This window comes from Pseudomonas sp. MIACH, from assembly GCF_001269925.1.
Lineage (GTDB): Bacteria > Pseudomonadota > Gammaproteobacteria > Pseudomonadales > Pseudomonadaceae > Aquipseudomonas.
On sequence record NZ_LHVO01000066.1, the window covers coordinates 57,937 to 76,732 of the forward strand.

Consider the following 18,796-nt stretch of genomic DNA (forward strand, 5'->3'; position numbering starts at 1 on the left):
GAACCACCGCCATCGGGAGCAAGCCCCCTCCCACAGGGGAACAGCGGTGGGTTCAGAACAGGCGAGAGAGCAGGGCGGTGACGGCCGTTTCGACGCGTAGGATGCGCGCACCCAATTGCACTGGCTGCAAGCCGGCCTTGGCCAGCAAATCCACTTCGTAGGGAATCCAGCCGCCTTCCGGGCCGATCGCCAGGGTGACCGGTTCGTCCAGGCCGCGTGGGCAGGGTGGGTAGTCGCCGGGATGGCCAATCAGGCCAAGGGTGCCTTCGGTCATGGCTGGCAGGCGATCTTCGACGAAAGGTTTGAAGCGCTTTTCGATAATGATCTCGGGCAGCACCGTGTCCCGCGCCTGTTCCAGGCCGAGGATCAGTTGCTCGCGAACGGCCTCGGGTTCCAGGAACGGCGTTTGCCAGAAGCTCTTTTCCACCCGATAACTGTTGACCAGCACCACTTTCGGCACACCCATGGCCGCCACGGTTTGCAGCACCCGGCGCAGCATTTTCGGGCGTGGCAGGGCCAGCAGCAGGGTCAGGGGCAGTTTGGCCGGTGGTGGTTGGTCGAAGCTCACTTGCAGTTCGGCTTCGTGGGCTTCCAGGCGCAGCAGCTGCGCGTTGCCCATCAACCCGCCAATGCGTCCGACCCGCAGGCTATCGCCTACAGCGGCGCGGTGGACTTCCTGCATATGCACCAGGCGCCGGTCACGCAGGATCACCCGGTCGGCCGCAATGAAGTCGGCATCGAACAGCAGCAGCAGGTTCACGGCTGGGTCGCTGGCGGCTGGTCGTCGTCGGCGGGTTGGTCATCCGGGTGATCGCCACGCTTGCTGATCAAGCCGCTGAACAGGATGCCAATCTCGAACAGCATCCACATCGGCACGGCCAGCAGGGTCTGGGAGAAGATGTCCGGCGGCGTGAGGATCATGCCGACCACGAAGCAGCCGATAATCACATACGGGCGGATCTTCTTCAGGTACTGCACGTTGACCACGCCGATCCACACCAGCAACACCACGGCCACCGGGATTTCGAAGGCGACGCCAAAGGCGAAGAACAGCGTCATCACGAAGTCGAGGTAGCTGGTGATGTCGGTCATCATCTCCACGCCGGCCGGGGTAGCGGCGGCGAAGAACTTGAAGATCAACGGGAACACCAGGAAGTAGGCGAAGGCCATGCCGGTGTAGAACAGCAGGATGCTCGATACCAGCAAGGGCACTGCGATGCGCTTCTCATGCTTGTACAGGCCCGGCGCGATAAAGCCCCAGATCTGATGCAGGATCACCGGGATCGCCAGGAACAGCGAGACCATCATCGTCAGCTTCAACGGCGTGAGGAACGGCGATGACACATCGGTGGCGATCATCGTCGCACCGGCCGGCAGGTACTGGCGCAGCGGCGTGGAGACGAAGGTGTAGATCTGCTGGGTGAAGGCGAACAGCCCGGCAAAAATGATGAAGATTGCCGCGACGCAACGCAGCAGGCGGGTCCGCAGCTCGGTGAGGTGCGAGACCAGCGGCATATGCTGGTCGTTTTCCGGTTTATCAGCGCTCATGGGGCTCGCGGCGGCAATGTAGGGTCATGGGGCGCGGGCGACGCAACGGGCGTCGGCGCAGGCTCGGTTGGGGCAGTCGGGATCGGGGCGACGGGCGGGATTTCAACCGCAGGTGCGATGCTGTGCTCGGCCACAGGCTCCACCGGCTTGGTGGGTTCCTGTACCGGCGACAGTATTTTCCGGGCTTCCTGCTCCAACGACAGAATATGTTCGTTGTGCAGTTGGCGGCGGATCTCGTCGGCGCCGATTTCCCGTTCAACTTCCTGTTTGATGGCGTTGAAACTGCGTTTCAGGCGCCCGATCCACAGGCCGGCCGTGCGTGCGGCACCGGGCAGGCGTTCTGGCCCGAGTACCAACAAGGCAACAAGGCCGACGAGCAGCAGTTCAGAGAAGCTGATACCAAACATTAGTCAGTGCTCACGAGTCTTTGCGGGTCGGCTCTTGGACTTTTTCAGCCTGCACGTCGAAGGTACGACGCTCGGTGATCGGCTGGGTGGCCTGGGGGTGGACAGGCTGGGCCGGTGGCACGGGGTTGGCGGCAGGGTCGGCCGGTTTTTCGTCGTCGTTCATGGCTTTGCGAAAGCCCTTGATCGACTCGCCCACGTCGGTGCCGAGGTTTTTGAGTTTCTTGGTGCCGAATACCAGTACCACCACCACCAGAATGACGATCCAGTGTTTCCAGTCAAAAATGCCCATGCTGCAAATCCTCTAGTCTTAGTTATTCAAGCGGACGGGCGCGAGGCCTTTTCGGCATGCCCGGACAAGCCGAAGCGACGGTCCAGTTCATCCAGCACGGCCTGTGGATGCTGCCCCAGTTGGGCGAGCATGACCAGGCTATGGAACCACAAGTCAGCGGTCTCGTAGATTACATCGCTGCAATCGCCGCTGATTTGCGCATCCTTGGCGGCGATGATGGTCTCGATGGACTCTTCGCCGAGTTTTTCCAGGATCTTGTTCAAGCCCTTGTGGTACAGGCTGGCGACGTAGGAGCTGTCGGCATCCGCGCCTTTGCGGTCTTCCAGCACCTGGGCCACACGGTTGAGGGTATCGCTCATGTTCAGTGTCCTGCGGAGTAGATGGCGTGCGGGTCTTTGAGCACCGGCTCTACAACCTTCCATTCGCCGTTCTCTAACACGCGATAGAAGCAGCTGTGTCGGCCGGTGTGGCAGGCGATGTCGCCAATCTGCTCGACCTTGAGGATCACCACGTCGGCGTCGCAGTCGATGCGCATCTCGTGCAGGGTTTGCACATGCCCGGACTCTTCGCCCTTGCGCCACAGTTTGCCACGGGAACGTGACCAGTAAATGGCGCGCTGCTCAGTGGCGGTGAGGCTCAGGGCCTCGCGGTTCATCCAGGCCATCATCAGCACGCGCCCGGTCTTGTAGTCCTGGGCAATGGCCGGCACCAGGCCGTCACTGTCCCACTTGATCTCGTCCAGCCAGTCTTTCATGTTCGGCTCCGGCAATTTGCGACAGTGTATAACCGGATTGGCTATCGACGCACGATCAGATAAACACCCACGGCGACCATGATGCCGGCCGGCCAGTGCCCCAGTTGGTTCAGCGGCCCGCCAATCGCCAGCATCACGCCACCGACCAGGTGCGCGGCGCCCAGCAGGCGCAGGAACCAGTCATCCTTGCGCGTGTGCCACGGTGGCGCGGGGTCCTTGGCGTGGGGCTGGGACATGCGCTCCAGCAGGTCGCGGGTCATATTGGCCAGGTGCGGCAGTTGCTCGAACTGGCTGTGCAGGTTGCCCAGCAGGGTTTTCGGGCTGACTCGCTCGCGCATCCAGCGTTCCAGGAACGGCTGCGCGGTGTTCCACAGGTCGAGGTCCGGGTACAACTGGCGGCCCAGGCCTTCGATGTTGAGCAAGGTTTTTTGCAGCAGCACCAGTTGCGGCTGCACTTCCATATTGAAGCGCCGCGCGGTCTGGAACAGGCGCATCAGCACCTGGCCGAAGGAGATATCCTTCAGTGGTTTTTCAAAGATCGGCTCGCACACCGTGCGGATCGCCGCTTCGAATTCGTTGAGCTTGGTTTCCGCCGGCACCCAGCCCGAATCGATGTGCAACTGCGCCACGCGGCGGTAGTCGCGCTTGAAGAAGGCGAACAGGTTGCGCGCGAGGTAGTCCTGGTCTTCCGGGGTCAGGCTGCCGACGATGCCGCAGTCGATCGCAATGTACTGCGGGCTCCACGGGTTGACGGTGCTGACGAAGATATTGCCGGGGTGCATGTCGGCGTGGAAGAAACTGTCGCGGAACACCTGGGTGAAGAAAATCTCCACGCCGCGCTCGGCAAGCATCTTCATATCGGTGCGCTGGTCGGCCAGGGTGGCGAGGTCGGTGACCTGCACGCCGTAGATGCGCTCCATCACCAGCACTTTCGGGCGGCACCAATCCCAATACACCTGCGGTACATACAGCAACGGCGAGCCTTCGAAGTTGCGCTTGAGCTGGCTGGCGTTGGCCGCTTCGCGCAGCAGGTCGAGTTCGTCGTAGATGGTTTTTTCGTAGTCGGCGACCACGTCTACCGGGTGCAGCAGGCGCGCATCGGCAGAGAAACGTTCGGCGGCGCGGGCGAGGATGAACAGCCACGCCAGGTCCTGGCCGATGATCGGCTTGAGGCCCGGGCGGATCACCTTGACCACCACTTCTTCGCCGGTCTTCAACTGCGCCGCGTGCACTTGTGCCACCGAGGCCGAGGCCAGTGGTTCGACGTCGAAGCGGCTGAACACCTCGCTGATCTTCTTGCCCAGTTGCTCTTCGATCAGCTTCATCGACTGCTGCGAATCGAATGGCGGCACGCGGTCCTGCAGCAGCATCAGTTCGTCGGCGATGTCTTCGGGCAGCAGGTCGCGACGTGTGGAGAGGATCTGTCCGAACTTGATGAAGATCGGTCCCAGGTCCTGCAACGCCAGGCGCAGGCGCGCGCCACGGCTCAGCTCCAGCTGTTTGCGCGGGAACCAGCGCCACGGCAGCACATAGCGCACTGCCAGCAGGAACCACGGCAGGGGCAGGGCGAACAGCAGGTCATCGAGGCGGTAGCGGATTACGACGCGCTGGATACGGAACAAACGGCGGACGGCGAGCAGCTTCATGCGTTATCGCTTGGATCAAGGGAACGGCTCAGGCGCTCGAAGCGTGCCTCAAGACGTTCCAGGTCGATTTTGGCCTTGTCGAGTTCACGAAAGCGCGCTTGCGCTTCGCGTTCTCCGACCAGGGTGCGCGATTCTTCGCTCAGGTATTCGGCGAGGTTCTGGTTAAGGCTGGCGAACCCCTGCTGGTACCAGCGCGTGCGACTGCGCAGGTGCCCGCTGATCAACTGGGTGGCGACGGGGCCGATCCAGCGTGACAGTTCGTACTCCCAGTCCAGCTCCAGGTCTTGCAGCACGGCGGCCAGGTCCATCAGTACCGCACTGTCGCCTTCCAGGTGCACTTCGGGGCCGTGGAGGATGGCGGTCTTGTTGCGGCTCAGCGCCAGGTGCAACAGGCTGGAGGCCGGTGCGCGCAGGGTGCAGTCGGCTTCGGCGGCCCATTGAGTAGCGAGCAGCAGGCCTTCATCGCTGGGCAGGATAAACAGCTGCAAGGCGGGGCTGGTGCAGTCCACGGCGATGACCTTGCCGTTCAAATGCGCGAGCCGCGCCAGGGCGGTACTGTCCAGGCGCAGCACACGGTTGAGGCCGTGTTCGACGCTGGCAAGCAGGCCTGCGAACAGCATCAGGGCTTGATGCCGCGGTGCAGGGCGACGATGCCCGAGGTCATGTTGTGGTAGGTCACGCGGTCGAAACCGGCTTCTACCATCATCGACTTCAGGGTTTCCTGGTCGGGGTGCATGCGGATCGATTCGGCCAGGTAGCGGTAGCTCTCGGCGTCGTTGGTGATCAGCTTGCCCATCAACGGCATGAAGGCAAAGGAGTAGGTGTCGTAGACCTTGGACATCAGCGCGTTGGTCGGCTTGGAGAACTCCAGTACCAACAGGCGACCACCTGGCTTGAGGACGCGCAGCATCGAGCGGATCGCGTCTTCCTTGTGGGTCACGTTGCGCAGGCCGAAGGCGATGGTCACGCAGTCGAAATGGTTGTCGGGGAACGGCAGCTTCTCCGCGTCGGCCTGGACGAATTCGATATTGCCGGCCACGCCCTTGTCGAGCAGGCGATCGCGGCCGACCTTGAGCATCGAGCCATTGATATCCGCCAGCACCACCTGGCCGGTAGGGCCAACGAGCTTGGAGAACTTGGCCGCCAGGTCGCCCGTACCGCCGGCGATATCCAGCACGCTGTTGCCGGTACGTACGCCCGACAATTCAATAGTGAAGCGCTTCCACAAACGGTGCATACCGCCCGACAGCACGTCGTTCATGAGGTCGTACTTGGCCGCTACGGAGTGGAACACCTCAGCGACTTTTTCCGCTTTCTGGCTTTCCGGGACGTTCTTGAAGCCGAAGTGAGTGGTGGGTTCGGCATCGCTGCCTTTGCGCTGATCAGTCATATCGCTGTCACCAAAAGAGAATGCGGGACATGATAATCCCCAAGGCCTGCTTTGTCTTGGCAAGGCTGCAGGTAAGATGGAAGGTCACCGAGACCTTTTGCCGCATCGAAGGTATTCAAATCCCTATAAAGAGGAGTCATTGCAATGGCCCGTATAACCGTTGAACGTGCACATTCCCTGGGTAAAGAAGGCGCACGGGCAAAGGCCGAGAAGTTGGCGCACAAGCTCAAGGAGCAATATGGACTGGAGCCTTCGTGGTCGGGCGATACCTTGAACCTCAAGCGTTCCGGGGTTAAAGGCACGGTATTAGTGGCGGATGATTCGCTGCGCATCGATGTGGAGCTGGGCCTGTTGATGTCGGCCATGAGTGGCACGATCAAGTCCGAAATCGAGAAGGCCCTGGATAAGGCGTTGGCCTGACCGGTCTTTCACCCCTCCTGTGTACTTAGGGTGCCGATTCTAATTTTTCCTCCTACTTTGTGCCCAAGCCCACAACTCCTGCGGGCCGTTCCTCCCCCCTATCCTGCGTGAGGTGCACCATGGCCAAAGTTATCCTGAAGAAAAAAATCGATGCTCAGACCGGCGCTTTGAGTGACGTTAAAACCTACGCCCGCAAGATCTGGTTGGCCGGTCTTGGTGCCTACGCGAAGGTTGGCAGCGAGGGCGGCGAGTACTTCAAAGAACTCGTTAAGAGCGGTCAACATGTTGAAAGTAAAGGTAAAAAAGTTGCAGTTGAACAACTTGATGCCGCCAACAGTCAGATTGATCAAGTAAAGAATAATGTCTCTGCAGTCAAAGGTCTGGTAGAAGTTCAGCTGGATAAAGTTGAAAAAGCTTTTGATACTCGTGTTGCAAGTGCCTTGAATCGAATCGGCATTGCGTCTAAACATGACGTGGAGACACTCTCTGCTAAGCTCGAAGAGCTGACGGCATTGCTCGAACGTGTCGCGCGTAAACACTAAGGAGACATCGGGATGGCTGTTAAAAAGACTACTCAGAAAGAAAGCAGCTCGTGGGTCGGGAAAGTTGAAGAATATTCCCGCAAAATCTGGCTGGCTGGTTTAGGCGTTTATTCGAAGATCGACAGTGACGGCAGCAAACTCTTCGAGACGTTGGTTAAAGACGGCGAGAAAGCCGAGAAGTTGACCAAAAGTGCAGTGGGTAAGAAAGTCGATGCGGCAAAGGCGAGCGCTGGTTCCGCCAAGTCGAGTATTTCTGACACCTGGGGCAAGTTGGAAGAGACGCTGGACAAGCGCCTCAACAGTGCTATTTCGCGACTGGGCGTTCCTAGCCGTACAGAAGTGAAAGCGCTGCACAGCAAGGTCGATACGTTGACCCGGCAAATCGAAAAACTCACCGGCGCCAAAGTCGCCCCCGTGAAAGCGGCTGCGGCTAAACCGGCTGCCAAGCCTGCCGCTAAAACAGCTGCTGCCAAACCCGCCGCTAAAACGGCCGCCAAGCCGCTGGTAAAAGCTGCCGCCAAGCCTGCTGCAAAACCTGCGGCCAAGGCGCCGGTTAAAGCCGCTGCCAAGCCAGCGGCGAAAACTGCAGCAGCCAAACCGGCCGCCAAGCCAGCCGCTAAAGCTAAACCCGTGGCTGCTAAAGCCGCTGCCAAGCCTGCGGCTAAACCTGCAGCCAAGGCCGTCGCCAAACCTGCGGCGAAAACGGCAGCTGCCAAGCCTGCCGCTGCGAAACCTGCGGTGGCCAAGCCGGCCGCCAAACCTGCTGCCGCGAAGAAGCCTGCGGTAGCGAAAAAACCAGCAGCGCCAAAGCCGGCCGTTGCCGCCAAGCCTGCAACCCCGACACCCACCGCTTCGACCGCCAACTCGGTGTCTGCACCAGCGCCTGCTGCTGCCCCGACTGCAACGCCGGCAACCCCGACGTCATCCAGTCAGTCCTGATTTTTTCGGGATACAAAAAAATGCCCGGCCTGCAAAGGTCGGGCATTTTTTTTGCGCGCTTACAGCGTGATCCGTGGCGCCAGGTTCGGTCAGTTGTAAGTGATCGAAACGGTAACCGCGCTGGCCAGGGTGCCTTGGGTGATCGCTTCGCCGGTTTTGTGGTACGCCGCTGTGAGGGGGATCACCGCCTTGTTGCTGCTCGTCGCGATGGTGCGGCTGCGCTGGGCGGCGGTACCGTTGGCGGGGATGGCATAAGCGGGAGAGGCACGGTGCAGTAGTCGAAGGGCGGTACCCTTGGAGGTGCCCGTGTTGGAAAACAGCGCGGCGTTCCCGGTGGAGGCTGTGCCTGCGAACAGGAAAATCACGTTGCGCAAATCCGATTCACAATCGGCAGAGATCTCGAAATCAAACGCGCCCGCGCTGGAGGTCGCGTCCAAGTCGGAAATCTTGATAGTCGGCAATGTGATGGTACGGTTTTCGTCGCCGGCCGCCAGGTTACAGGTACCGGCATTGATCTGGCCGGTAAAGCGCAAGGTGCCCGTGGTGGCGGCCTGGACCGCATTGACGACCAGGCCGGCGGTGATTGCCAGTAGCAGGGGAAGTGTTCGCAAGCTCATCAAGAAGCCCTCAGCGTTTCAGTTATAGGTAATGTTGACGGTGGCCGTACTGACAAGAGTGCCTTGGGTGACTGTGCCGTTTTTGTGGTATGCCACGCCGAGCGGCAGGACGGCTCTATTGGCCGAAACAGCGATCGTGCGGGAGCTTTCGGCGCCAGTGGGGAGAATGTTCTGGGTGCCTGCGCCGATGCGTGAGTACAGCCACACTGCTACGCCGCCGGCCGTGCCTGTATTGGCGAACAGCCGGTTATTCCCTGGCGCGGGTGTGCCGGAAAAACGAAAGGTGACATTGGATGCGTTGGTGCAGTTGGCGGTGAGCTCGAATTGGCGTGCGCCGGTATAGGTGGCGTTTTGAAGTGCGCTGACTTTGATCGGGTCGAGTGTGATCGTACGGTTGACGTCACCGGTCGCCAGGTCGCAGGTGGCGACAGGGGTGACAAACCGAACAGCGTTACCCATCCGCAGGACAAAACCATCTGAGCGCCGCTCCCTTCTTGCTGCCCAAATTTCTCCGGCTGGTACCGTCCCATTGGCTACAGGTTCGATTTTGTGGAACGTCAATTCCGCAGCCGTGAAGCTGGGATATGTGCCACTTGCCGGCGAGCCTTCTTGAGTACGCATTCCATAGTAATTGGTTATTCCCCTGGCATCCGTGATACGCAGGCTAGCCCCCACACCTCGGGCCTCGGTGCGATAGTACGGGGGGGCAGGAGGTGACGAGTGGAATCGCCCGAAGATCCTTTGATGCGAGGCCCAGCAAACCGCAAAGAAAGCCGGGGCTGTACCGCTGAATGAACGCCTGACGATTACCCCGCCCACCGGTAGATTGGCCGGCACGGTGATCGTGCTGGGAAGCGTGAGGGTGAGCGTGCTGTTCATATAGCGTTCACAACCTGCATGAGCTGCGATCGGCAGAACCAGGGCCAGCAGTGTTGAGATCAGTTTTAGGGTGTGTTTCATCATCAGTCTCGCAGTGAGAAAAGGGCCGACTCGGGCTGACAAGTACCCGCGTCCAAGTGCTGCAAACGGCGGGTGCCCTGGGCATCCGGTTGCACGTCGAGGTCGTAGTGAAGGCGGCAAGTGGCGCTGGCATTGGCTCCCCACTTGACCGTCAACTGCCCCTGGGGGCGTGCCACGCGGACAAACGCCTTACCCCCTTGCCCGACCACGCCGACACTGGCGCCCTCTTCATCGAATACATCCGAGCCGAACGGCAGCGGGCTGTCATCCTCGCGCACAGCCGTAATCAACAGGGCGTGGCCGCTGGCGGTCTCGAATTGCAACTTCACCACCGCGCCGGCGCGTGGTGCCACGTTTTGCGCGGCGGTCTTGAGTTCCACATCGACGGACAGGTCTTTTGGGTCCAGCTCGACGACGTTCTGCCGGTAGGGCGTGAGGTGAGGCACTACGGCAAAGCCGCTTTTCCCGACTTGTGAACTGTGGTTGCCATTGATCCGCGCGCCCAGGGCGTCGGGTGCCTGGACGATGCCGATGGTGTCGCCCAGCTCCGGGGCGAAGGTCACGCCGCCAGCGTGGGCGAGAATCCCGCCGGTCATGCCCAAGGAGGTCGCGCGATACGCATTGCTCTGACCAAAACCGGCGGATAGCACGCCATGGCTTGTCTGGTATTTCGCGTCTGCACTGGTTGTGTTGCCGATGCCGTGCGTTCGGCTGGCCCCCAGGCCGTAGCTGAACTCGCTGCGCTCGCCAAGACTGCCGCCCAGGCTGACGCGCTCGCCGCTGCTTTGATCGCCGCGGTAGGCCGTGGTGGTCAAGGTTGGCGAGTGCGCGCCGCTGCCCAGTGGCAGGCTCACGGTGAAGTCCACTTGCTTGTCGACCCGGTCACTCAGCAAGTCGCGGGTGCGCTGCGCACTGACGGTGTAGTGAAGGTTCTTCCAGGTGCCGCTGTAACCGGTGGTGAACGTCAGGTTGCCGCTTTTGCGGTTCCAATAGTTTTGCGAAGAACCGGTCAGGTACAGCGAACCAGTACCCAGGCTCTGGTTGAGGCTGATGTCCATCCTGTCGCGTAGCCGTGACACGTTGTCCAGGTTCAGTCCGTCGATGGCGAGGTCGCGCACGCGTGCGGCATCGCTCAGGGTCAGGAAGCCTTCGGTGGAGTAGCGGTATGCGCCGAGGGCGAAGTGGGTGCCGGTCTCGGTGAAGTTTTTGCTGTAGCGCAGTTGTACGCTTTGCCCCTCACGCGAACCGTGGCCCGGAAGGTCGGCGTTGGAGTAGGTCAGGTCAAGGGACAGCGCGCCGAGCGGTGTATTAAAGGCCGTGCCGAGCAATTGCGAGCGATAGTCGTCGGCAAGTACCGCGCCGGTGTAGCCGGTCAGCAGATTGCTCAGGCCATGCTGGTAAGTGGCTTGCATCAGCGTGGGAGGGTGCCGCAGGCCGATTTCATCCAGTTGGCCAATGCTCAACGAGTAGCGGCTGTAGCCGGGGCGTAGGAGGTTGGCGTTGGCGGCGAACGGTACGATGAACTCGCGTGTGCGGCCATCGGCTTCGGTGACGGTGACGTTCAGGTCACCGCCGTAGCCGGTAGGAAACAAATCGTTGAGGACAAACGGGCCCGGCGCTACAGACACTTCGTCCAATAACACCCCGCGTTGGCGCACGGTGACGCGGGCATTGGTCTCGGCGACACCACGCACCACCGGAGCGAAGCCTGTCAGGGAATCCGGCAGCATCCGGTCATCGCTGAACAGGCTGGCGCCTCTCATGCGCACGCTGTCGAACAGCTCCCCTGGGGTGTAGATTTCGCCGACCATCAGCTGTGATTGCAGCCTGCTCAGCTCGCGCTGCACGTACGTGGCGCTGCTTTGATAGCCAGAACCGATATTGGTCTGGCTGTAGCTGCCGTTATGGCGCCAGTGCCAGTCCCCCAGATTGAGGCCGGTATTGAGGCCCAGGTAATTGGAATTGAGCGAGCTTCCATGGGTCTGGGAGCTGAATGTATTGGCGTTGTAGCGCACGAAGGCGGCATTGATGCCGCTGTCCCAGTGCTGCGGGTCGACGTAACCCCGCGCCTTGCGCGCCAGGTAGATCTGGGGGACCTGCAAGTCCAGGCGGCTTTCACCTGAGTCAAATTGGCTGCTGGCACCCGGCAGGTACGTCGCGATGTCGGCGCAACTGGAAAACGCCGATGCGGGGGGCGCATTCGAATCGGTGGGGTGCGTGGGCGCTGCATCCACGTTGATGCCAAACCTGAGCAGCGCGTCCCGTTCCAGGCACAGTTGCGCCGACGGCTGATGGGCGACCGCCGTGAAGGTCAAGGTTTCACGTCCAATCCATTGGCCGTTGAGGTGAATGTCGGTGCTGTAGTGTCCGGGCAGCACGACGTTGGCCTGGCTGAACTTTGAAATATCCACCTGCAAGCCGGCCGCTCTGTCTGGAAAGAAGGCCGGGTTGAATTCGACACGTTCGGCACTCTGGGCTGCTGCCGCATAAGCACCCCATACCAGCAGCACGCTGGGTATCGTAAGTGCTGAGCGATGACGCTCCAGGGGATTGCTGCTTGCGCCTCTGCGCATGTTCAAACGCATGTTTACCGCTCCCGCGAGTGGAGACTGCCCGAATTTCGGCATAGGGAGTTCCTGCCCGAATCAATGGGCATCCAAATGTGTGGGGTGAGGGGGCCGTGTGACCCCCCGATGGCGGGTCGTCGGGACGGTTACGGTGGGCAGCGGGTCCGGGTCGTCATGGCGATACCTTGGCGCTGTGGGAGACTTTCACCCCAAAGTCATCAAGCGTCTGGAACTCGACGGTTGCGTCAGTACTCGCCGGTGTTTTGAGCGTTGGTAGCTCAAAGCGATTGCGACCTCCGGGCCGCACCATATTCCCCGGGCCTGACGCCGCAGCTTGGCTGGCATGACGCTGCCCGGACGCCAGCAGTTCGATATGTTCGAAGGTCACGTGATACGGGCTCGGGTTGTAGACTTCCAGTGCCTGCCCTTGCTCTGTGGGTACGCGACGCCATTGCAGTTTTGCCGGCGCGGCCTCGACCGCGTACGGCAGATTCGACGGGCGAAAAAACAGCTTGATCCGGGTCCGGAAGGCGAGCTGCAGCTGATTGCCTGGTTGGGCGCCTTGGGGCTGCGAAGGCACCTCCAGCAGATTGAACCAGAACAGGCTTTCCTGGGCCGACGGTAAGGTTTCGCCGGTGTAGGCCAGGCGTATGACTTGCTGTTTGCCTGGCTCCATGCGCACGACCGGTGGTGTGGCGACGAATGGAATGCCTGCCAGGTCAGGTGTTGAATGTTCATCACCCTCGTCCAGCCATGTCTGGACCAGCACCGGCGCCTGGTTCTTGCTTTCCAGCCTGACGGTTACTTCCTTGTCGTCCTGTGGATAAACGATTCGAGTGTTGTTGATCACAACGCTTGCGTGGGCCGTGGTCGCGCCTTGCAGCACAAGTGTCAGCACTGCGACCTTCGCCAAGGCGTGTGAGATCGATGTCGCATTCATACGGGGGTTATCCGGCGGTGGGGGTAAGGGCAGCCGAGTGACGCACTCGCGCCCCAAAGTCGCTGACGGTGGTGAACTCGACTTTGGCGGCGTCACTTGGGCGATTGCGCAGTTGAGGCAGCACGAACACTTTTACGTCACCGGCGGGCAGCATCAGGCTGTCGTTGGCCGTCTTATTCGGGGCTTTGCTGAACCGTTTGCCTGCGGTGAGCAAGTCCACCGAGGCCAGTGAAATGTGATACGGCGTGGGGTTGGTGGCTTGCACGGCGAAGCCCTGTTCGTGGGCGACCAGTTTCCATTGCAGTTTTGACGGAGCACTCCCGACCGGGTAGGGCAGCGCCGGTGGTCGCAAGAACACGCGCAGGCGCGTCCGGAACGACAATTCGATCTTGTTGTTTTGCGCGGCATCCGCGGAGCGTGGCGGGACTTCCAGTACATTCAGCCAGAAAAGGCTCTCGCGGTCGGTGGGCAGTGGCTCGCCGGAATAGCGCAGGCGCAGCGCCTGTTGCTGGTAAGGCTCGATACGAAAGAGCGGTGGCGAAAGGGTCAGTGGCGTTTGCGCTGTCGCCGGTGTCGAGTGCCGGTCGCCGGTATCCAGCCAGGTTTGCACCAGTGCCGGGAGGTTTCCCTTGTTTTCCAGGCGCACCACGACCTCCTGCTGTTCGGCAGGGTAGATCACGCGGGTGCCATGAATAATCACGCCGGCATGGGAGGGCAGTGCCAGCAGCGACAGCATTGCAAAGGCACAGGTGGCAAGCGCAATGCGGACCTTTTTTTTCATAGTCAGAAGTCTCTGCGAGTCAAGGGGGCCTGCGTTATCAGCGCAGGTCCATGGCGTGCAAGGCCCGCCTGCGCAGGCCTGCTCGCTCCTTACTCGGCGTACTCGATCATAAAGCCGACGCGGGTGTTCACCGTACCTTCGGTGGCGGGGCCGCTGGCGTACATTTGTGCGGCCAGGGGGATGATTGCCTGGTTGTCAGCAATCACTACGCCTTCCGATTTCTCGGTGTAGACGTTGATAGGGGAGCCATCGCGGTTGGTGACTTCGACCTGCACGTTCTTCGCGGTGGTGGTATCCGTCGGGTCGTCGTATCCGTCGATGTTCAAGCGGCCGGTGGCGACGTCGATGGCCGGGCTGGTTGGGTCGAACGCAACCATGGCGGTACGCCCGTTGGTGCAGCTGCCTTCACCGGGGGCGCCAATGCGAATCGTGAAGCCAGTGAGGTTGGCACGGCTACCTGCAGTTGCCAGGCGCGCGGCAGAGACGCCACCCAGGTTGACGTCCTTGACCACTGCGCCGCTGCCCGGTGGCGAGCCTTCGACCGTGCAGGTCACATCAGTCACCAGACCGCTGAAATTGATAATGCCATCGGTGGCGTAGGCGGATTGTGAGAGGCCGGCCATTAAGACCATTGCGCCTGCAACGGTGGATAAGACGTTGACTTTCATGGTGTTCCACTCGTGAGTTATAGGAATGACCCGCCGCAGGTTTAAAGTGCTGCGCCTGCGATTTGTTTCGAGGTTTTCTCGATTGGCGGGGGCGTCGTACTGTGTCGTGTAACGCCAATGTTCTCTATAGAGAAGTCGCGAGTTTTACTTCGTAATTATTCGAAACTTATTCCGGCAGTTTAGGACGTTTCTATATAACGTTGGGATTCGACTGTAAGAAACTCCTGAAGGACTCACACTTATTGCCTCGCTGTATTGATCCCCATGTATAGCTGGGTATACCGTACTCAAAATAGAGTATTGGCGTGTGCAGGCTGTATTCACTTATACGGGTTTATCGATGTCTATTTCAATTTCCACCACGTATACCGTCATGTTGTTAGATGACCACGAGATGGTCCGGCAGGGGATTGAGTTAGGCTTGAATAAAGAGGCCGACTTCGATGTGATCGGTTCCTTCGGCACCGGCAGGGATTTGCTGGAAGCGCTCTCCAGGCGGTCTGCGGATGTGGTGGTCATGGACTTTATCCTGGCGCCGTCGGACAGCGACGGTCTTAGTCTGCTTCAGGTGTTGAACAGGCGCTTCAGTAAGTGCAGGCCTTTGATCGTGTGTTCGCACTACACGCCTGCCATCGTGTCACTGTCTTTGAAAGCCGGATGTTGGGGGATTCTGGGGAAAACCCAGAACTTGACGGAGTTAGTCACGGCTGTTCGAACCGTCGCCCAAGGCCGGATTTACCTGCAACCTTGTATGGTGCCAGCGCTTCAGGGCATGCAGTCCGTACTTGATGTTGCGAATGTAAAAAAGAAAGTGGATTTTTCAAGTTCGCTACAGTTAAACGCCTGCCTTACACCCAAAGAGCAGGAGGTGTTGCGGTGTTTTTTGGACGGGATGTCAGTCAATTCAATTGCGGCCAAGTTTTCGCGAAGTGCAAGTACGATCAGTACGCAAAAACAATCGGCTTATCGGAAACTGGGTATCAGCAGTGACAGCGAACTATTCAAGTTCAGTCAGCAGTTCGGCGAGCCTGGGTGACCGAGCGTCAAGCGGATTCATCCAGATAGCGCAGGGCCAGCCGCTCCGTCGCCAGCCGTGCCGGTAATAACAGGTGCGGCGCCACCAGCATCATGATCTGGTACACCACTACTCGCACCTCGCCTTCGCGATCAAGGATCCGTTGGTAGTCCAGGGAGAACAGCAGGGTCATGGTGATCTGCTCCACCAGTTGCCCCAGCGCCTGGGTGTCACTGACCACTTGCCCTGCCGCCTTCAACCGCGCCAGCAATGACGCCAGGGTGCGTTTGAGCGCCGTGAGCAGGTTACGAATGCCTTTGGCCAGTTTCGGCAGGCGCCCGGCCAGGTTGGACAAGTCCTGGAACAGAAACCGATAGTGGGCCATGCGCTCGACGATCAGGTGCAGGAACAACCAATAGTCCTCCGCCTTCAGTTGCGCATCCGCCGGAGGGTCGAGCAACGGCGCCAGCTCAGCTTGGAAACGCTCGAACAGGCCGATGACCAGAGGTTCCTTGCCATGGAAGTGGTAGTAGAGGTTGCCGGGGCTGATCCCCATTTCATTGGCCACCTCCATGGTCGATACGTTTGGCTCGCCCTTGTGGTTGAACAACTGCAGGGCACATTCAAGGATACGGTCGCGGGTCTTCATCCAGTCTTCTTAATGTGATCGTTGAGCTCAGCGCACTCGCACGTAGGTGCCCGGCGCCGCTTCCATCGGTGGGTAATTCTGGTTGCCCAGGGCGGTGAGGGTTTCACGCTGTACGCCCGAGCGCTGCTGGATCCACGCCAGCCACTGCGGCCACCAGCTGCCTTCGACGTGGCTGGCGTCGTAGTACCAGGCGCGCGGGTCGCTGCTCAGCTTGGGGTTTTCGACGTAGTTGGCCTTGGGGTTGCCCGGAGGGTTGAGGATGCTCTGGATATGCCCACTGTTGGACAGCACGAAGCGCCGCTCACCGCCGAGCAGTTGTGTGGAGCGATACACCGCGTCCCACGGCGTGATGTGGTCGTTGATCCCGGCCACGCTGAAGCTGTCCACCGTGACCTTCTGCAAATCGATGGGCGTACCGCACACCTCCAGGCCACCGGGGTGGCTCAGGGGGTTGTGCTTGAAGAAGTCCAGCAAGTCGCCATGCAGTGCAGCGGGCAGGCGCGTGTTGTCGTTGTTCCAGTACAGGATGTCGAAGGCGGGCGGTTCCTTGCCCAGCAAATAGTTGTTGATCCAGTAGTTCCAGATCAGGTCATTGGGGCGCATCCACGCGAAGACCCTGGCCATGTCGCGGCCGTCGAGCACGCCTTGCTGGTAGGAACGGCGCTTGGCGGCTTCGAGGGTTTGCTCATCGGCGAACAGCATGGCGGGGCTGTCGATCTGGCTGTCCAGCAGGCTCACCAGGTAGCTGGCGCTGGAGATACGGCGCAGCTGGCGCTTGGCTTGCAAGTGGCCCTGCAGCGCGGCGATGGTCAGGCCACCCGCGCAGGCGCCCATCAGGTTGACCTCGCGGGCGCCGGTGATGGCCCGGCAGACGTTGAGCGCTTCTTCCAGCGCCGCCACATAGGTGGACAAGCCCCATTCGCGATGGCGCACGTCCGGGTTGCGCCAACTGACCATAAAGGTCTGCAGGCCGTTCTTCAGGGCGTATTGCACAAAGCTGTTGGCCGGGCTCAGGTCGAAGATGTAGTACTTGTTGATTTGCGGCGGCACGATCAGCAGCGGCTTGGCGTACTGTTTTTCGCTCATGGGCTTGTACTGGATCAGCTCCAGCAGCTCATTACGAAACACCACCGAGCCTGGGGTGGTGGCCACCGTCTTGCCGACTTCAAAGGCCTGCTTGCTCACCTGGCGCGGCAGGCCGTGGTTGTGCAGCAGGTCGTCGAACAGATTGCTCACGCCGCGCACCACACTGTTGCCGCCGGAGTTGAGCAGCTCCTTGATGGCCAGCGGGTTGAGCAGGGTGTTGGAGGGCGAGACCGCGTCGTTGATCAAGGCGAAGGCAAAGTGCGCGCGGGCGCGGTCGTCGGCACTCAGCGAGCTGTCATCGATCCAGTGACGAGTTTGCTTCTGCCAGCTCAGATAGGCCTGCAGGCTGCGCCGGTAGAACGGGTTGAGCGTCCAGGTCGGGTCGATGAAGCGGTTGTCCCGCGGGTTGGGCTCGTGCACCGTTTCACCCAGCAGTACGCGACCCAGTTGACCGCCCAGCGCGAGAGCGTGACGGGCGGTATGCACCGGGTTACGCAAACCGTGGGCGGCAACGCTGCGCAGGGTCGACAGCAAATCCCGACCGCGCAGGCCGGTGATCGCGTTTTGCGCGTTGATGAACGCGGCGGGGGTGGGCGCCGGGTTCGTCACGGGTCTTTCTCGCATGAGCCAACACTCCTTCGTCAAGCCATCAACAGGCACGCCAATTCAGAACCATAGTCGGTTCTCGGCAAGTTGCGCGGCGGTGTGGTCCTTACACCGCCGGTCGCGGGTGAATCACGGCCCGCATGCGCTCCTCCTCGAGAAACTTCATGATGATCGGCGCCACGGCTTCAGCTCGGGTGATCAGGAACAGGTGGCCGTCATCGATGATGTGCAACTGCGCGTTGGGAATGCGCCAGGCGAGCATGCGCATATTGATCAGCGGGATCAGCGGGTCGTCGTCCCCGGCCAGCACCAGGGTCGGCTGGCGGATCTTGTGCAGCCAGTGGATGCTGGTCCAGCCCAACCCAGCGAACAGTTGCCAGTAGTAACCCAGCTTGCCGGCCGAGCGCACTTTGCTGGCGTGCTCGGCGGCCAGTTTCGAATCGCGGCGGAACGAACCGCCATAAATCATCGGTGCAATGCGCACCACGTGGGACGGTTGGATGTAGCGCCGGGGGCTCGCCATCAGCCACAGCACCTTCGGCTTGCCCGGCACCATAAAGGCACCGGCAGCGGTCGCCGCAAGGATCAGCTTCTTGCAGCGCTCCGGGTAGTCGTAGGCAAACTGCTGCGCCAAAGCGCCGCCCCAGGACACGCCCACCGCATTCACCTGGCCATAGTCCAGGTAGTCCAGCATGCGTGCGGTGAGCTTGGCCAGGCCGGGAAAGCGATAGGGGCGGTTGGGTGTCGAGGAGCCGCCCACGCCCGGTACATCGAAGGCGATCACTTCCAGGTCCGGGTCCAGGGCCTGGACGAACGGAAACACCAGCTCAAGGTTGGCGCCGATGCCGTTGAAGATCAGCAACGGCGTCAAGTGAGGCTTGCCCGGGCGTACCGCCGTGCGGATGGTCTGGCCATCCAGGTCGATGGTACGGAAGATGAACGGTTGCGGCATGCTCAAGCCCTGTGAGATGT

The 18,796-nt window shown here is 60.7% G+C and carries 22 protein-coding genes; 4 read left to right on the forward strand and 18 right to left on the reverse strand.

Annotation, left to right across the window (positions count from 1 at the left end):
- Window positions 1-52: 52 nt before the first annotated feature.
- The 9 genes from AD670_RS29570 to ubiE are packed head-to-tail and all read right to left on the reverse strand — an operon-like array spanning window position 53 to window position 6,034.
- On the reverse strand, window positions 53-760 hold the full coding sequence (locus AD670_RS29570; protein WP_053140478.1) for a 16S rRNA (uracil(1498)-N(3))-methyltransferase: 708 nt from the start codon (window positions 758-760) through the stop codon (window positions 53-55).
- Window positions 757-1,548 carry a twin-arginine translocase subunit TatC gene (tatC, locus tag AD670_RS29575; RefSeq protein ID WP_053140481.1) on the reverse strand — a complete coding sequence of 264 codons (792 nt, stop codon included), beginning with the start codon at window positions 1,546-1,548 and terminating at the stop codon, window positions 757-759. Before tatC ends, AD670_RS29570 begins: the two co-directional genes overlap by 4 nt.
- Entirely contained in the window at window positions 1,545-1,955 is a 411-nt protein-coding gene (gene tatB / locus AD670_RS29580; RefSeq protein ID WP_053140484.1) for a Sec-independent protein translocase protein TatB, read from the reverse strand. The genes tatC and tatB overlap by 4 nt, the downstream gene beginning before the upstream one ends.
- Before the next feature lie 10 nt (window positions 1,956-1,965).
- Window positions 1,966-2,244 (reverse strand): twin-arginine translocase TatA/TatE family subunit, encoded by a 279-nt coding sequence (locus AD670_RS29585; protein WP_053140487.1) that lies wholly within the window; start codon window positions 2,242-2,244, stop codon window positions 1,966-1,968.
- Between the two features lie 26 nt (window positions 2,245-2,270).
- Window positions 2,271-2,603 (reverse strand): phosphoribosyl-ATP diphosphatase, encoded by a 333-nt coding sequence (locus AD670_RS29590; protein ID WP_027605032.1) that lies wholly within the window; start codon window positions 2,601-2,603, stop codon window positions 2,271-2,273.
- A gap of 2 nt (window positions 2,604-2,605) precedes the next feature.
- Complete coding sequence (gene hisI, locus AD670_RS29595) at window positions 2,606-2,998, reverse strand: phosphoribosyl-AMP cyclohydrolase (protein WP_053140490.1); 393 nt, start codon at window positions 2,996-2,998, stop codon at window positions 2,606-2,608.
- A gap of 41 nt (window positions 2,999-3,039) precedes the next feature.
- On the reverse strand, window positions 3,040-4,644 hold the full coding sequence (gene ubiB / locus AD670_RS29600; RefSeq protein ID WP_053140493.1) for a ubiquinone biosynthesis regulatory protein kinase UbiB: 1,605 nt from the start codon (window positions 4,642-4,644) through the stop codon (window positions 3,040-3,042).
- Window positions 4,641-5,264, reverse strand: coding sequence for an SCP2 domain-containing protein (locus AD670_RS29605; protein ID WP_053140496.1), 624 nt, complete (start codon window positions 5,262-5,264; stop codon window positions 4,641-4,643). Before AD670_RS29605 ends, ubiB begins: the two co-directional genes overlap by 4 nt.
- Window positions 5,264-6,034 (reverse strand): bifunctional demethylmenaquinone methyltransferase/2-methoxy-6-polyprenyl-1,4-benzoquinol methylase UbiE, encoded by a 771-nt coding sequence (gene ubiE / locus AD670_RS29610; protein WP_053140500.1) that lies wholly within the window; start codon window positions 6,032-6,034, stop codon window positions 5,264-5,266. Before ubiE ends, AD670_RS29605 begins: the two co-directional genes overlap by 1 nt.
- A 144-nt stretch (window positions 6,035-6,178) precedes the next feature.
- Between ubiE and AD670_RS29615 the strand changes: the two genes are divergently transcribed.
- The 3 genes from AD670_RS29615 to AD670_RS29625 all read left to right on the forward strand — a co-directional run bounded on the left by AD670_RS29615 (window position 6,179) and on the right by AD670_RS29625 (window position 7,935).
- The gene (locus tag AD670_RS29615) at window positions 6,179-6,454 is read left to right on the forward strand and encodes a polyhydroxyalkanoic acid system family protein (protein WP_053140503.1); all 276 of its coding nucleotides are present in this window, start codon (window positions 6,179-6,181) and stop codon (window positions 6,452-6,454) included.
- 119 nt (window positions 6,455-6,573) lie between these two features.
- A complete protein-coding gene (locus AD670_RS29620) occupies window positions 6,574-6,996 on the forward strand; it encodes a phasin family protein (protein ID WP_053140505.1) in 423 nt (140 codons plus the stop codon).
- Between the two features lie 12 nt (window positions 6,997-7,008).
- The gene (locus AD670_RS29625) at window positions 7,009-7,935 is read left to right on the forward strand and encodes a phasin family protein (RefSeq protein WP_053140508.1); all 927 of its coding nucleotides are present in this window, start codon (window positions 7,009-7,011) and stop codon (window positions 7,933-7,935) included.
- 89 nt (window positions 7,936-8,024) lie between these two features.
- Here the strand turns inward: AD670_RS29625 and AD670_RS29630 are convergent, their stop codons facing one another.
- The 6 genes from AD670_RS29630 to AD670_RS29655 all read right to left on the reverse strand — a co-directional run bounded on the left by AD670_RS29630 (window position 8,025) and on the right by AD670_RS29655 (window position 14,468).
- Entirely contained in the window at window positions 8,025-8,552 is a 528-nt protein-coding gene (locus AD670_RS29630; RefSeq protein WP_053140511.1) for a fimbrial protein, read from the reverse strand.
- A gap of 18 nt (window positions 8,553-8,570) precedes the next feature.
- Window positions 8,571-9,512: a fimbrial protein gene (locus AD670_RS29635; protein ID WP_053140589.1), complete on the reverse strand. Its 942-nt coding sequence runs from the start codon at window positions 9,510-9,512 to the stop codon at window positions 8,571-8,573.
- A gap of 2 nt (window positions 9,513-9,514) precedes the next feature.
- Entirely contained in the window at window positions 9,515-12,097 is a 2,583-nt protein-coding gene (locus AD670_RS29640) for a fimbria/pilus outer membrane usher protein (protein ID WP_082341073.1), read from the reverse strand.
- Window positions 12,098-12,251: 154 nt separating this feature from the next.
- Window positions 12,252-13,019 (reverse strand): molecular chaperone, encoded by a 768-nt coding sequence (locus AD670_RS29645; RefSeq protein WP_053140514.1) that lies wholly within the window; start codon window positions 13,017-13,019, stop codon window positions 12,252-12,254.
- Between the two features lie 7 nt (window positions 13,020-13,026).
- Complete coding sequence (locus tag AD670_RS29650; protein WP_053140517.1) at window positions 13,027-13,800, reverse strand: fimbria/pilus periplasmic chaperone; 774 nt, start codon at window positions 13,798-13,800, stop codon at window positions 13,027-13,029.
- 89 nt (window positions 13,801-13,889) lie between these two features.
- Entirely contained in the window at window positions 13,890-14,468 is a 579-nt protein-coding gene (locus tag AD670_RS29655; protein WP_053140520.1) for a fimbrial protein, read from the reverse strand.
- A gap of 340 nt (window positions 14,469-14,808) precedes the next feature.
- On the opposite strand from AD670_RS29655, the gene AD670_RS29660 reads away from it, so the two are divergent.
- The gene (locus tag AD670_RS29660; RefSeq protein WP_256243958.1) at window positions 14,809-15,504 is read left to right on the forward strand and encodes a response regulator transcription factor; all 696 of its coding nucleotides are present in this window, start codon (window positions 14,809-14,811) and stop codon (window positions 15,502-15,504) included.
- A gap of 7 nt (window positions 15,505-15,511) precedes the next feature.
- Here AD670_RS29660 and AD670_RS29665 read toward each other — a convergent pair whose 3' ends face one another.
- The 3 genes from AD670_RS29665 to phaZ form a co-directional block, all read right to left on the reverse strand.
- On the reverse strand, window positions 15,512-16,132 hold the full coding sequence (locus AD670_RS29665) for a TetR/AcrR family transcriptional regulator (RefSeq protein WP_053140523.1): 621 nt from the start codon (window positions 16,130-16,132) through the stop codon (window positions 15,512-15,514).
- Window positions 16,133-16,159: 27 nt separating this feature from the next.
- Complete coding sequence (gene phaC, locus AD670_RS29670; RefSeq protein WP_053140526.1) at window positions 16,160-17,842, reverse strand: class II poly(R)-hydroxyalkanoic acid synthase; 1,683 nt, start codon at window positions 17,840-17,842, stop codon at window positions 16,160-16,162.
- Between the two features lie 88 nt (window positions 17,843-17,930).
- Window positions 17,931-18,776, reverse strand: a complete 846-nt coding sequence (gene phaZ, locus AD670_RS29675; RefSeq protein WP_053140530.1) for a poly(3-hydroxyalkanoate) depolymerase — start codon at window positions 18,774-18,776, stop codon at window positions 17,931-17,933.
- Between the last annotated feature and the right edge of the window lie 20 nt (window positions 18,777-18,796).